The organism is Aliiglaciecola lipolytica, assembly GCF_018860635.1.
In the GTDB taxonomy this organism is placed as follows: domain Bacteria; phylum Pseudomonadota; class Gammaproteobacteria; order Enterobacterales; family Alteromonadaceae; genus Aliiglaciecola; species Aliiglaciecola lipolytica_A.
In genome coordinates this window covers 378485-392832 of record NZ_JAHKPT010000025.1, presented here as the reverse complement: position 1 = coordinate 392832, position 14348 = coordinate 378485, and the positions used below count along the sequence as shown (strand labels likewise).

Annotated in this window: 10 protein-coding genes; 3 read left to right on the top strand and 7 right to left on the bottom strand. The window is 40.8% G+C overall.

The genetic code is table 11. The features are described 5' to 3' along the window. Nucleotides 1-251: 251 nt before the first annotated feature. Together KO530_RS14210 and KO530_RS14205 are read right to left on the bottom strand one after the other, a co-directional pair. Nucleotides 252-1874: a diacylglycerol kinase family protein gene (locus KO530_RS14210; protein WP_216049100.1), complete on the bottom strand. Its 1623-nt coding sequence runs from the start codon at nucleotides 1872-1874 to the stop codon at nucleotides 252-254. Nucleotides 1875-2039: 165 nt separating this feature from the next. Beyond that, nucleotides 2040-2966 (bottom strand): phospholipase A, encoded by a 927-nt coding sequence (locus KO530_RS14205; protein WP_216049099.1) that lies wholly within the window; start codon nucleotides 2964-2966, stop codon nucleotides 2040-2042. 235 nt (nucleotides 2967-3201) lie between these two features. Between KO530_RS14205 and KO530_RS14200 the strand changes: the two genes are divergently transcribed. Beyond that, nucleotides 3202-4230, top strand: a complete 1029-nt coding sequence (locus KO530_RS14200; RefSeq protein WP_216049098.1) for an endonuclease/exonuclease/phosphatase family protein — start codon at nucleotides 3202-3204, stop codon at nucleotides 4228-4230. Nucleotides 4231-4352: 122 nt separating this feature from the next. Here the strand turns inward: KO530_RS14200 and KO530_RS14195 are convergent, their stop codons facing one another. Next, complete coding sequence (locus KO530_RS14195; RefSeq protein WP_216049097.1) at nucleotides 4353-4787, bottom strand: hemerythrin domain-containing protein; 435 nt, start codon at nucleotides 4785-4787, stop codon at nucleotides 4353-4355. A 249-nt stretch (nucleotides 4788-5036) separates the two neighbouring features. Here KO530_RS14195 and KO530_RS14190 point away from each other — a divergent pair, with 249 nt between their 5' ends. Then, entirely contained in the window at nucleotides 5037-5447 is a 411-nt protein-coding gene (locus KO530_RS14190; RefSeq protein WP_216049096.1) for a DUF2177 family protein, read from the top strand. Nucleotides 5448-5508: 61 nt separating this feature from the next. Here KO530_RS14190 and KO530_RS14185 read toward each other — a convergent pair whose 3' ends face one another. Together KO530_RS14185 and proB are read right to left on the bottom strand one after the other, a co-directional pair. After that, entirely contained in the window at nucleotides 5509-6756 is a 1248-nt protein-coding gene (locus KO530_RS14185; protein ID WP_216049095.1) for a glutamate-5-semialdehyde dehydrogenase, read from the bottom strand. Further along, the gene (proB, locus tag KO530_RS14180; protein ID WP_216049094.1) at nucleotides 6753-7856 is read right to left on the bottom strand and encodes a glutamate 5-kinase; all 1104 of its coding nucleotides are present in this window, start codon (nucleotides 7854-7856) and stop codon (nucleotides 6753-6755) included. The genes KO530_RS14185 and proB overlap by 4 nt, the downstream gene beginning before the upstream one ends. A gap of 327 nt (nucleotides 7857-8183) precedes the next feature. On the opposite strand from proB, the gene KO530_RS14175 reads away from it, so the two are divergent. After that, a complete protein-coding gene (locus KO530_RS14175) occupies nucleotides 8184-8660 on the top strand; it encodes a MarR family winged helix-turn-helix transcriptional regulator (protein WP_216049093.1) in 477 nt (158 codons plus the stop codon). Between the two features lie 153 nt (nucleotides 8661-8813). Here the strand turns inward: KO530_RS14175 and tamB are convergent, their stop codons facing one another. Both tamB and KO530_RS14165 read right to left on the bottom strand, forming a co-directional pair. After that, a complete protein-coding gene (gene tamB / locus KO530_RS14170; RefSeq protein WP_216049092.1) occupies nucleotides 8814-12560 on the bottom strand; it encodes an autotransporter assembly complex protein TamB in 3747 nt (1248 codons plus the stop codon). Next, entirely contained in the window at nucleotides 12557-14305 is a 1749-nt protein-coding gene (locus KO530_RS14165; RefSeq protein WP_354667879.1) for an autotransporter assembly complex protein TamA, read from the bottom strand. Before KO530_RS14165 ends, tamB begins: the two co-directional genes overlap by 4 nt. Between the last annotated feature and the right edge of the window lie 43 nt (nucleotides 14306-14348).

Sequence of the window (14348 nt, the reverse complement as noted above, 5' to 3'; positions counted from 1 at the left end):
ACGCTATGTGAAAAGTATTGCTACTTACCAATCTTGTTTAATCGCTATGCTTTACTTGTTATTCAATATTTGCGCCATAGTTTAACTTACTGATTTATATGTATTTATTGGCAATTCTTGATTGGTGATATATTGAGCTTGAGTAAATATTACTTACTTATGTTCGAGGGAGTTGTAAGTTTGCCGAATTCAATCAAGCAGTAAATACCTACTGCTTGATTGAAAATCGTATCGCTTGCATGGCATCCAGCCTAGTTTTTGGGTTGAGAAAAGACCTTCAAGGACTGCGGGTTCTGGGTTACTTGAATGCTATCAGCTTCTCTGTTTTCCCCATCTACTACATACTTTAGTTTGCCTTCGGATTTGACTGTTATGCGTTTAGCTGTGGTGTGCTGAATAGTTTCGTCGTCGCCACTATCAAACATGGTTCGCAGCGCTAGTTGCGCTAATTTTAAGTAATTTTCACTGGCGCTTGAGGTATTAGTAAGCCAAGTAACATCTAACAAACCGTCAGTAAAATCTGGTAGTCCTCCACCTTGTGCTAATACAGTGGTGGCTGGCGCCGCATTGGCAATGACTAGACTTCCAGTATGAATCGATTGCGGATCATTGTTGTCAATTTGGATATTTAAGTTGGCGCTGTTATTGACTTCTATAGCATCGTACAATGCCCCTAAATAAGCGAGTTGACCGCTATTATTCTTTTCATCACGATTAGCCTTTTCTATCATTTTCTGTTCAAAGCCAATGCCTACCACTAAAAGTACAAGTTCATCATTGCAAGTTGCAGTATCAATTTGCATAACATTACCGGCAATAATAGCATCGCAGGCAACTGCTACAGGCGTTACTTTCGAAGAAGGGCCATAGAGTGCGTGACCAAGCGCGTTAGCGGTTCCCATAGGCATTATACCCAACGTTAAATCTGTGTTGACCAATTGAGTCGCAACTTCTGTCAAGGTGCCATCACCGCCGCATGCAATAATGCATTTTGCACCTTCTTTTATGGCTTGTTGAGCCATTTCTTTGCCATCTTGTTCTGGCGTTGTTTGGTATATTTGCAAATCAAAGTGAGGTGACAGGCGTTGAATAATTTCCTCTTTGCTGTCTTGCCATTTACCGCCGCCAGCAACAGGGTTGGCAACTATAGCGAGTCGATTTTTTTGAGTAAATACGCCTTGGCTGTGCAAGTCTTTTAGCTTTTTTAACTGATGTTTATTCAACCTTGCGGTGGAACGGGTTTGATTGATTTCTTTGATGGCTTCTTCTACTGACAATTCTGGACTTTTACTTAACAAGTAAGCGGCCATAACCAATACTGAGCGACCTCTACCTAGCGCACAATGGACAACGACGGCTTTGCCGGTTTTAATATGATTGTCTATCCAGCTAATGGCTTGCATCAAATCATCTTTCGAAGGAGTTTGATGATCTAATACGGGAACATTCAGATAGTCCATATTTTCACCATGGGCAGAAACATCTAGCCCATCGAATTCAGCCGTCACATCGAGTACCGCTTTGACTTCTAAATGATTTAGCTCTGGCATATCGGAAGGAAATAAGCGGCAGGCAAGAAATAGCTTGTCACGAATTTTTTGGATTGGCGGGACGCTGTCGTTTTTACGAGCCCAAGCGTTAAACAACTGCACACCAACAAAAAAGGGCACAAAAACCCACTTCACATAGAATGGGATTGAACCATCAATTTTTTTTCTAAAAATTTTAGGTGATTGGACTGAATAGGCAAAGGTGACCAAAATAAGCGAAAGGCCAATCCAGATAAACAATACTTTGAACAAAAAGCTATCAATCAGCAAGGCAAGAGCTAATGATAAAATCCCGCCCAGTCCATAGTATTTTATAATAAACATACTTCACCCTATTTCGAAAATTGAATCTACTCGACAAAGTAAAGCGAACTACGTGCCAACCTTAATGTTTTCTATCTTATTGATATATAAATAAAAATTATAGTCCTATGTGTTTAAAGGTTAAATGGGCGCAATAAATACAGGCGCTTTCGCATTTTTTACACATTACAAATATTTGAGTTGAATTCCTATACCGTAACGTTGTTGGTGACGGTTGTAGTCAATCAAAGAGTCACCATAACCGTTAAAATATTGGAATACGACATCGTACCTTTTGTTTAAAGGATAGGTGATATTCAACTCAATGCTGCCTTTATTATCTGATTTTAAATTATTTCTGACTAAAGTGAGAAAATTGAAGTTGCCGACCTTTTTTCCATATCCGATCTCAAAATGCCCGAGATAATCGGTAATGTCTGGGTTGTCATCCCCTTCTGGGCTATTTACTGTTTCTTTTTCATCTTCTGGGATCCGATACCAGGCTTTAAGGTAATACACTGAGTCTTTGTCACTAAACAATGCAGACGCATATAAACGGTTCCAGCTCCTCGATTTTAACCCGCTTTGGCCATTGGAATTATGATTTAACCCCAAGTGAACTTGATCAAATTTTATGCCTAGGAATCGATAATGGGTTTTCCAAAAATAGAATATTTCCGGTTCATAATTAGTTTCACGAAATGGTTTTGATGCCTCATCGTTATACACCTGCCAAAAAGATGTCACACTGAAACCGGCGTATATCCCAGATAAGTTGTCATCGTTAATGTGAATTGGCAGCTTCACACTGATTTGATATTTTGCTTCTAGATTATCGACGTTTTCTGAATCCAGCTCAGTTACGCCAATAGTGTTAGGATCTTTTACGTAAGTAACTGGCAAAATATAATTGGTTTTATATTGGGTTATTGCAAAGGGAATTTTTAATGCTAAGTCATCTGAGGCGTCGCGTTTTTCCGTTAAGGTTTCTTCAACCTTACTTGATTCTTCTTCCAGATCTGAATCGGTAATTACTTGCGCCACGGCAAATTGGCTAACAGTTAAACTTATCAGACTAACAAGAATCACTATCCTTTGTTTTAAACGTTCCATGGGGTTGCTGCTCGATGAAGATAAAGTAAACAGATCTTTTCATTAATTACTGACTTTTAAAAGCACAAAAGGCAACTTTTCTTTAAATATTCAGAATTCGTTAAACCAGTATTTTCGTTTTATGACAATGCTTAGTTGTTTAGCTTACTGCGGGGCTGAGAGCTTGCGGACATTAAATAGTAAATTGTTTATAATCTAATCTCCGTTTTTTATTCACAATAAGAAAAACACGATTATGCCAATCATATTCACCGTTTTGCTGATGTTCATCCCTTTAACTGCCATATCAGCTGAAAACACAATTGTTACTGCAAACTTATCAACTAATCGTTCTGTCGACTTCAAACCTGATGCTGCAGCGCAGGGGGGAAGTCATAAAGGGAATATCAACGTGCTATCTTGGAATGTGTCAGGAGATGCGTTTGTGAAGTCTCCTGAGGTACTTAAAGCACTTGTCGCTAGAGGCAAGTCGAATATTTTATTATTAGACGAAGTTTCCCCTTTAACCAATAAATCGCACTTATATAACGCTTTACCTAAAGATAGTTTGGCACAAAACACGGATTGGCATATCAATTTTGGCAGCAGTGGGGGACGGCAACGAAATGTTGTGATTAGCCGTTTTCCTCACGAAGTCTTGCCGGAATTCTCAAACATAATCCCCTATCCAAAGTCTGAAAAAAAGCGCATACACCAGCGTATGATTAATGCAGGTGATGTGAAGTACGCCAATACCTTAGATGACGGAATAGCAGTTAACGGAGTGATATTACTCGAGGGTGGAAATAGATTGTTGGTGGTTTCTGCTGATTTAGAATGTTGTGGTAGTGACCCGAGCAGTTGGGCTGAAGATAAAAGAAGAATTGAGGCAAGGGAAATACGCCGATTAATTGGAAAAGTAATTGAACGCACCCATGTGGATGGAATAATTTTAGCGGGAGATTTCAATCTGGTTAGTACAGTAATGCCTTTGCTGATACTTTCAGGGCCTTACTCTAAACCCCATTTTGGTTTGATCGCCGCAGAGTTGAAGCATTTGGATGGGAAACAAACTTGGACTTGGGATGGTCGAGGTAAAAAGTTTCCCTCTAGAGTGATGGATTTAGTAATTTACAGTCCGAATAGACTTCAGTTGGTCGGCGGTTACATATTTGATCCCGATGACATTACCGCAATGGAGAAAAAAAGTATGGGGATTCAATCGCTTACTTTTTCTAAGCTATCTGAACATCTACCAGTGATAACTCACTTTGAATGGCGATAACATTTACTAACGCATCTAAACAATAAAAAAAACCACTGCCCCCAGTAGTGTTGAAGACAGTGGCTTGCTCTAGAACTTAATCAGAGCAACAGGACCCTAAGTAGGGGAGAGGAACTAAATCGTTAATGAGGTTTTTGCATTTCCACCTGATATTTATCAGCCAGTTGGTCTTTTTGATTGGCTGACAATACCTTTCCAGCTTGCTGGAAAAATTCGTGTTCTTCTTCTTCCAAGTGATGCTCAACTAAGTGTTTAAGTTTTTTCATAGTAGCTAACCAGCCTGGTGAACTCATTTCAGTTTCGTCTAGCTTTTCAATTAGCTCATCAATTTCGTGATGCTCTGCAATTGCGTGTCTCGATTGTTCAATGGTTTGGTCAGACTTCATCAGTGGCGAATAAAAATAACGTTCTTCAGCAATTGCGTGATCTACTAATGCTTGTTTAAGTTCGCCGTAGAAATCACGACGGCTCTGTGTGTCACCAGAGGTTTCTACAAGTATTTTCATCAGTAGACGTTGTTTTTCATGGTCTCTACGAATAGCTTCAAAAATTTCCATTGGATTCTCCCTAAAGAATGTAATTTCGTTTAATTTGCGTTTCTGTGTTAGCTATTGCGAACTTGGTGCCATAACGTCAAGTTTCATCTAACTTTTTGATATTAAAAGATTAAAATATTATTTTTAGCGCGTGAAATTAAACTGAATATGGGTTGATACGGAAATTATTACAGGACAAATGTATCTTTTTCAGACTTGCGGGGTATAAAGAGTTGATGTTCAAATTCAGTAAATAGCAGGGAGTAAAATATGAAATCGTTTTTGGTCGCTTATTTAGGGGTGGCAGTTTGCTATCTGATTTTAGACGGTATATGGCTAGGACTCATTGCTAAAAATACGTATCTGGAGGCGATGCAAGGTATGTTGCGGGAGTCTTACCCGTTAATGCCTTGGATAACATTTTATCTATTGTATTGCGCTGCGGCTGTGTATTTAGTGGTTCTAAAGAACCAACATGCGCAGTGGTGGCAAGTATTCCTCGATGGTGCTGTGTTAGGGGCTGCGGCTTATGGCGCTTATAACCTCACTAATTACGCAATATTAGAAGGATGGCCTTTGGGAATCACGGTAAAAGATTGGGCTTGGGGAACCTTTGTAACTGCGGCTAGCTGTTTATCAGGATGGTTACTACTTTCTCAGTTTAGTCAGGACGCGCCTTGAGTCAATACAATGCGAAAGCTGACGGGCAGCTTTCGCATTGTATTGGCTATCTAAGACTTTTTTAAGCCCGAATTTGACCGTTGCCGTTAACTAAGTACTTTTCGGTGGTTAAAGACTCTAAGCCCATAGGTCCGTAAGCATGCAATTTAGTTGTTGCTATACCAATCTCAGCGCCTAAGCCCAATTGACTGCCATCTGAAAACCGTGAAGAGGCGTTTACCATAACCACTGAGGCATCTACGCTGCGTTGGAAACGTTTTGCTGATACTTCGTTTTGTGTACAAATAACTTCAGTGTGATTACTGCCAAATCTTGCAATGTGATCCAGAGCATCATCCATGCTATCCACTGTTTTTATCGCAATTTCCAAATCTAAATACTCTTCTCCAAAGTCCTCATCTTGAATTACGTTACAGCGGGCTATGTGTTCAGCAGAACGTTCACAGGCATTAATTGTAACTGAGTGGCGAATCAGCACATCGCTAACGATGGGTAATATCTGTTCAGCAATGTCTTTATGAACAACCAAACCTTCAATTGCGTTACACACACCAGTACGTTGTGTTTTACCATTGATCAACAACTGAATAGCGGTTTCAAAGTCGGCGTCAGCATCAAAATACAAATGACAGACACCTTTGAAATGCTGAATGACTGGTATTTTACTGTTTTCAGTTACGTAATTTATCAGGCCTTCACCACCGCGAGGGATAACAACATCAATAAACTCACGCTGTTCTAGTAGTTCCTGCATCAATTTACGATCAGGATTAGGTACAACCGTAATGAGTTCTGCTGGTAAATCATGCTCAACCAGTACGTTTTGTAGAATTTCGGAAATCGCTTTGCTTGAGGCTAGAGCTTCCTTACCGCCGCGTAAAATAACCGCATTGCCAGATTTGAAGCACAAGGCTCCTGCATCGGCTGTTACATTCGGTCTGGCTTCGTAAATCATGCATACAACACCCAAAGGCACGCGCATTTTACTAATTTCTAAACCATTGGGACGTTGGCCCAATTCACGTTGGATACCCACAGGGTCAGCAAGATTAACGATGGTTTCGATACCCACCGCCATATCTTCTACTCGCTGAGTATTCAAAGTGAGTCGGTCCATCATGGCATCAGATAACTGGGCCTGCTTGGCATTATCCAAATCCACTTGATTTGCTTTCAATATGTGTTGCTCACCATTTCTAAGTGCTTTTGCCATGTCTCGTAATACACGGTCTTTCTTCTCGGTATCCAATACCGCTAGTTTTCTGGCTGCCTTTGCAGCCTGTAGAGATAGGTCTCTAATTAAACTCATTGTTTCTCCAATAGTGCTATATTTTTGTCTGATATAATCGGACCCGTCTGACGCTGAAATTCGTTGGCGAAATCTTGGTCCGTTTGTTCAGCAATAAATGTCAAAAGACAACTGCTGTAGTTTGACCGAGCTTTTGCTAACCTTGTACCGTCGCCTTTGCGTACAAGAACGGTATCACCAACTGAAAAGCTACCTTTAATTTCGATGATTTCATCACTGGTTAGAGCATCATCATCGTCCAATGAAGTAATGTCGACGTCGTTGCCAACCACTACCACACCTTGCTCTTTGGATGTGTGTTTCATCCAATGCTCATGTTCTTTCATTGGTGTTTCGTGTGGCTGAAAATGAGTTCCTGGATTTTTACCTTCTAACAGCATGTTGAAGGTGATTTCGGTAAACCCGTTAACAATAAAAGTATCGATGCCGTGAGAAACTGCTTTTTCTGCCGCTTCGATTTTAGTGCGCATTCCGCCTGTGCCTGTTGCACTAGTCGTCCCACCAGCCATTTTGTAAATGTCTTCGTCAATCTTTGAAACCCAAGATAAGAGTTTTGCATCGTCATGAGTATGAGGGTTTTTGTCATAAAGACCGTCGATATCAGAACAGATGATGAGAGAATCAGCATCGGCTGCACCTGCAACCATGGCAGCAAGGTTATCATTGTCACCTACGCGCAAATTGTCGGTTGTCACAGTGTCATTCTCGTTGATGATCGGAATGATGCCGTTTTGCAATAATGAAAAAATTGTTTCGCGTATGCTCACGTAGCGTTCCCTATCTCGTAGGTCGCCGTGAGTTAGTAATATCTGTGCTGAAGGAAAGTCAAATAAACGGTCCCAAGTGGCCATCATTTCAGTTTGCCCTGCGGCAGCCATAGCTTTTTTGATGGCGATACTTTCTGTTTCACCTTGGAATAGGTGACGGCCAGCCGCTACTGAACCAGACGAAACCAATACTACTTCGATTCCTTTAGCGCGACATTTAACAATAAATTGTGCGATTCCCAATAAAAAGTGTGAGCTACACCCCTGATTTTTAGGTGCAATAAGTGCGCTTCCTACTTTAATTACGATTCGTTTCCAATTAAACGTATTCATTTTTCCTGCTTTTTAACTATTAATAATTTGATTTGAGCTAATTAATCGTATTGAATTAATTAGTATACGAACGATATTATGCCTTTTTTTGCTCAAATAAGCAACGACGGGGGCTCTGAGCGAGTTGTTATAGATGTTAATATAAAGATCTGTCTGGATAGCTATTTACCCTAATCAACCCTATGTGAATATGTATGCATTTAATGCGAATAACTAATCATTGTGAATAATATAATTAATTGTAAATTATTATATTAAAACGCTTTTTTATTGCGCTATTTCCTTTATTTGGTAGAGTTCAATGCAAATTAATAGGTAGTTACCACTATGAAAAAATACGAATCGCTTTTGGTTTCTTTGCGTAAGGTCATCCGCGCGATTGACTTGTACTCAAAAAAATTAAGTAAAGAAACAGGCTTAACTTCGCCGCAACTTATTGTCTTACAGCATATTTCGTTTAGCGATGGCGTGATGGTGAAGGATATTGCAAACAGCATAAATTTAAGCTCTGCTACTGTAACCAGTATTCTTGATCGTTTAGAGAGTAGGGGCTTTGTGATCCGTGAAAGGTCTTCTATTGATAAGCGTAAGGTAGAAATTCACCTTACCGAAGAGGGAAAAGACGCAATTAAAGAGTCTCCAACCTTGTTGCAGCAGCATTTTATTGCACGATTTGAAGCCATGGAAGAATGGGAACAATCGCAAATGCTGGCGACAATGGAGAGAATGGCTATGATGATGAATGCTGAAGATATTGATGCAGCGCCACTATTGCAAGTGGGCGGAATTCAAGCTCCTGAGTAGTTTAAAAGAGCACTTTTTACAGTGCGGCCAGTCGCTAAATTGTTTAGTGTTCTAATTGATTTTTGTGGCTCTATATTAACCACCACACTTGATGACCCATGCCCAGCTAGATTAGAACAATCGTATGCCCGTTATCAAAATCTCAGGTTGTCATTATTCGTCATCAGAAATTGATTTCCCTCCTACGCTAAATTGATAATAAACATCCAAAGCTTGCTCTATTCCGCTAGTTGCTTCTAAAAACAATTTAGGTAATATCTGATAACGCAAGGCTACCTCAGTTGAAGAGTCAAACACATTTACGCCATAACGTAACTGCACTCCCGGTGCTATATTTCCTGATAATGAAATTTGCGTACCATCGTCGTCACTGTTGGCGCCTAAGGCTAAATCCTCGATACCTAATTTGCGGCCTAATTGGTCGACCTTATTTTCGCTTCCTTTAAGTCCTTGGCTTAGCAGTGCTGCAGCGAGAACTTGATCATTGGACGTTTGACTTTCGCTAGACATGCTTTTACCCAATAGTAAGTATGATAACGCCTCACTTTGGATCATCGTAGGAGTCGAGAATACCTCGACTGATGGTTGCTCCGCAGCACCTGATACTCGGACACCCGCAATAACATCGTCTTCGGTTTTGCTTTCGTCACGAATGGCTTCTATATCTAAGCGCGGATTGTCCAATGGACCTGAAAATAAAATATTACCTTTTTGAATGACTAAATCTTGACCGAAGGCCTTATAAGTCCCATTAACTAAATTAAGACTGCCGTTACCAGTTAACCTCTGGTTTGACTGTTTTAGCTCTAAGGAACCGCGAAGGTCGGTCTTTAAGCCGAATGCTTCCAGTTTTACATCGTCAGTTTTTTTCGGATCAATGTTGACGTTAAAAACCATATTTAGGTCACGAGTTACGGTTTTTTCCTCAACAGGTTGATTGACTATAATGGTATCGTCAGAGGGTGATTGCGCATTGGCCGGTAAGTCTTTAACTTTAATGCGGGCATAAAAGACATCTGTACTGCCGGACACATTGATTGCCTGTTTCGTCATTTCTACCTGTAAGTTGGGAGAAAAGCGGGTTCTGACTAAATCGCGATACTCCAATTCAAATGTATCTCCTTTAAGGCTGAAATCACCGATTAACTCTTCCGTCCAATCTAATGTCCCAGCACTGCTACCTTTGCCATTACCAAACATAAAGTCACCTTTGAGTTTGGCACTCTGGCCGGCAAATTCCATATCTTGGTTCCAGTCTGAAACCCGCCCAGGTATTTCTTCTCCAGCAAAGTTGAAGTTTTTGAGTTGTAATTTGCCGTCTAGAAGTGGGGTTTTTAAATCGCCAGATAGTGCTAAGTTGCCATTCACAGTTCCTGATAGTTCTGTTAATTGGGGGATCAGTTCTTGATATGGCTTGGCTAAAATATCTTTTAGTTTTAACTCCCCCTGTAAGTTGCGCTTTTGTTCGAGGTCGGTGATGGTTAAATCTAAATCAATTGCGCCAGAGCTCTGTGTTTGAAAGTCAAAATGGGAAATGACTTGTTGCCCATCCACAGACATATCAAACGCGAGTTTTTGCATATCTACAGGCTTTTTTAAGCCCTTTATTTTTACAGATGTAGGTGAAAAATGTCCTGCAACTTTGGCAACAGGTAGGGAATCTGCCTGCCATTTGCCTTTTGCGGTGAAAAAGAATTGAGTATCAGTGGATATGTTCTGCAACTGCGGAACAAACTGACTGATTATTTGTAATAGTTCCAGTTGATTGCCATGTATATCGAATTCTGCAATTTGGTTTTTAAAGGAGGCTTGATTAACACATAGTTCGGCCTGTTGGTCGTTCCAACAATGTGCATCTATTTGGTAGTGCTGGTTCTGCCAATCAGCTAAAAGTTGGGTGTTTTGCTGATCTAGAGAATATGCACCCCATTGGCTGCTGAAGTTACCAGTTATCCACTGGCCAACCCATTTTGTTTCTTCAAGATGACCTTCGATTGTGGAATCTATCTGAAATGCTTGGCTATCGACTTTGGTAATCAGTTTATGTTGCTTTGCGTCACCGGCTAGTTCGAATTGAATCGTATTGATAGGTTCTTGATTAATCACCAGCTGTTCAAGGTTGGTGCGAATATCAAAGCGTTTATTTTCATCCCAATTTACACTTCCTTTTGAGCTTAAGCTGTGCAATGAAATTGTTTGATAGTTAACTTGCGATGCTGTTAATTCATATTCAACTTTCGGTTCAGTTAAAGTACCTGAAATATTGGCGCTTAGTCCTGTGCTTCCGTCCAAATCCGGATACAGTTGAGTTAACTCTTTGCCAATAAAGTCTAATTTTGCTGCAAGAGTATTTTGACTGTCGAGTTTTCCTTTGACGGTGAGCGTGTTTTCACCATTGGCCAAACTTAAACTCGGAATGTCTAACCCCGAGTTTTTATCATAGGAAGCGTTACCAGCTGCTTTGAGCGGATAACCTAACCAATTCCCATCGGCACTCAGCTTGTCTATTTTGGCTTGCAATACGTCTGAACCGTACACGCCACTATGCATAAGGCTTGCGTTAATACTGCCCTCTAAATCCGACCAGAATAACCCAGGTTGAATCTGTTCAACTAGAGCTTTACCTTGCCAGCGGGCTACATCGGTTAACACAACTACGCCGGAGGTGTGAATATTTCCCCCAAGAGTATTGATTTGAGCCTTAGTCAGTTGAATTTTTTGGTTGTTACCACTTGCTGCAACCTGCACCTGACTGGTGGGAATTCCGGTAGCAGATAGGCTAGTTTGCAAATCGAGCTGATAGTTCTCCATATCGCCCACTAAACTAAGATTTCCTGACGAAATATGTATCGGTTGTTCTGCAGGCAAGGTCACTGGTTGCCAGTTTATTTTAAGATTTATTGGTAGCTTAGGTGAGTCTAATGTAGCGCTTCCTTGTGCTGTAGCATTAATGTCCCCAGTTATTTGGGTGTCGAATTCTAAGGCTTTTAAATCACCATTGGCGTTAGCCTGGAGCACTAGTTGATTCTGGTTGTTGTCGGTGGTTTGCGCCTTACTAGAAAGGGCCAACAGATAATCTTTGCTTAGCGCTAAATCGACTTGCACATTGATCAATTCATGTTCCAATTCGAACTGTTCAATAGTAAGACTGCTGTCCTCAATAATTACTCCGGTTGATAAACGGTTGAATGCAAAAATTTCCTCATCTACTTGCATAATACGGGCATTGCGAATAACTATCTTTTTGCCATTAATATCAATGGGAATCATCAATGGTGGTAACTCAACGGGTTGGTATTGCCAGTTAGATATTTGCCCAATATTAATCGTGGGTTGTTGATCTGTAGCAGCTTGCTTAGGCGGTTCCTTATTGGCTAAAACGATCTTTGGCTGGCGTATTTCCAATGATTCTATATTCAATACCTTGTGCATGTTTAGGTTGGCCAATAACGACTGCCAGGATATTTTGGCGACGTTTTCAATCTCTACTGAGAGATTATTGAGTTGGATGTTCGGTGCAATTACAGCCACGGGTAAGCTGATTTTTTGCAAGGCTTCTTGTGTCTCAGTTGGCTCAGACTCGCCCACAGTAATTGTGGTTTTGCCTAAGTAAAGTTCGCTCAAGCAGACTTGCATTAATAAGCTACATGACCAATCAATATTGGTTTTTAAATTGCTGGCATCAATATCTATAGTGCTAGATTGGAATTTGATTTTTTGAAACTCAAGCGTCCCTAGTAAACCACCTGATTTGTGCCTAATGTTCAGGCCATCAACGGAACTGTTGGCGATGGCTATGACGCTTGAGGTTCCCCATGGCGTGAATAAAAAGCCGATTAGACAAATTAAAATGATTAGTATGTATGCGGTCCATTTCCCCGTGCGCTTTAACCACATCATATAGAAGGCCCCATCGCTAAATGAAAACGTACTGAATTACCGTAATCACCATGTCCACTGGCAAGATAAAAGCGAATTGGACCTACCGGAGACATCCAACTTGCGCCGACACCTAGACTGTAGGCTAATTTTTCTAAAGGCTTGTTGCTTGCGCCCCCCACATCCGTGAATATTGCCGCTCGCCATTCATCTGAAACCGGGTAGCTGTATTCGATACTTGCCACATTCAAGTATTTTGCTCCAAGTAGCTCACCATCTTCACCATCATCATCGAATTGCCTAGGCGCAAGTGATTGATAGGCGAATCCTCTGACACTTTGGTCGCCACCGGTAAAATAGCGTAAATCTGATGGTACTTGGTCAAAGTCATTGGTTGATAGAGCGCCGACTTCGGCACGCATTAAGAACCGATGTTCCCCAATACTTCGTAACCACTTGGTTTGAAATGTCACTCTGGCCAAGTTGATATCTGAAACAACAGCGTCGCTTGCTGTTTCAATAGTTACCAACTGCAAATCCCCCCAATTCACATCTAAACCGCCTCTACTGCGATGACGGGATAGGGTGAAACCTGGAATTAATAGCGTGGTAGTTTGCAAAGGTGTTTCTGCTTGTTGGAAGCGAGATTGCTCTAAACGGACGAACGCAATTTTATTCCACTCATTATCTTCACCAGTCCAATGTCGCTGTAAAGCCAGTGAAATCGTGTCACTGTTAGTATCATTATCATATAGCGACTTCACACCAAGTTGGGCTGATACATAGTTATTTAACGGATCTTCAATGGGAATTTTATATTTCACACTAGCCGTTTGTTTGGGCTCAGAAACATATATATTTGCGCTCATACTGTGCCCATCGCTATTTACCCATGGTCGCTGCCAACCCAATGTAACCCTAGGACCTGTATCCGTAGCGCCGCCTACTCCTACATTAAAAATATCTCTGGGACGACTTACTGCGACAACTTCAATTGGAATCTGATGTTGCTCAGCTTCGCCCAATAATGGACGGGCAACAACTTGCTGAAAGTACTCAGTTTGCCCCAAGCTTTGGTTAAATTCGCCTAGCTTAGACGCGAGATAGGGGTCACCCTCTTTAAATGGGAGAACTTGCATAATAAGTTCAGAGGCTCTTTGATCCTCAGGTATCTTTAATTTACCAAATTGATAACGTGGACCTGTCTGGTATTCGAGACGGATTTGCGCGCTGTTTTGTTCTACATCCACCTTTATTTCACTAATAATAAATTTACTATCAAAAAAGCCTCGGTTTAACGCAACGGAATCGAATCTAGACTTGGCAGATTTATATTTACCATGAATTAATGGCTCCCCTTTTTTGATTGGAAACTTATTGATAATACTTTTGAATCCTTCGTCTTCTTTACCATCACCAGTAACTATGACATTTAGTTGAGTAATTTTTACTTGTGGACCTGTTTCAAGTTTTAACTTGAGTGAGCTACATTTCTCGCTGGAATTGTAAGCAATCGAATCGATGGAGAGATTGTAATAGCCAAATGCGCGGCCAGCTTCAGTGACTTTGTTTTCAATGGTTATTTGCTCATCTACAGATAAATTGCAATCCGCTGGAGCTGAGAGCGTGCTTAGGTGTGCCGCAATATTGGTTTCCAAATCGCTATCATCAACGCCCTCTAAAGACACATCAATAGCAACAGCTTGGCGACAAGCCAAAACAAGCAAGAAGCTTAAAAACCAAGCATTTTTTAATTTCTTAAACACTAAATAAATAACCCTACTGATTAGACCCACATACTCGAAAACG

Coding starts and splice junctions, on each gene's coding strand:
- KO530_RS14210 (WP_216049100.1), bottom strand. CDS start 1,874: ATGTTTATTATAAAATACTATGGACTGGGCGGGATTTTATCATTAGCT.
- KO530_RS14205 (WP_216049099.1), bottom strand. CDS start 2,966: ATGGAACGTTTAAAACAAAGGATAGTGATTCTTGTTAGTCTGATAAGT.
- KO530_RS14200 (WP_216049098.1), top strand. CDS start 3,202: ATGCCAATCATATTCACCGTTTTGCTGATGTTCATCCCTTTAACTGCC.
- KO530_RS14195 (WP_216049097.1), bottom strand. CDS start 4,787: ATGGAAATTTTTGAAGCTATTCGTAGAGACCATGAAAAACAACGTCTA.
- KO530_RS14190 (WP_216049096.1), top strand. CDS start 5,037: ATGAAATCGTTTTTGGTCGCTTATTTAGGGGTGGCAGTTTGCTATCTG.
- KO530_RS14185 (WP_216049095.1), bottom strand. CDS start 6,756: ATGAGTTTAATTAGAGACCTATCTCTACAGGCTGCAAAGGCAGCCAGA.
- proB (WP_216049094.1), bottom strand. CDS start 7,856: ATGAATACGTTTAATTGGAAACGAATCGTAATTAAAGTAGGAAGCGCA.
- KO530_RS14175 (WP_216049093.1), top strand. CDS start 8,184: ATGAAAAAATACGAATCGCTTTTGGTTTCTTTGCGTAAGGTCATCCGC.
- tamB (WP_216049092.1), bottom strand. CDS start 12,560: ATGATGTGGTTAAAGCGCACGGGGAAATGGACCGCATACATACTAATC.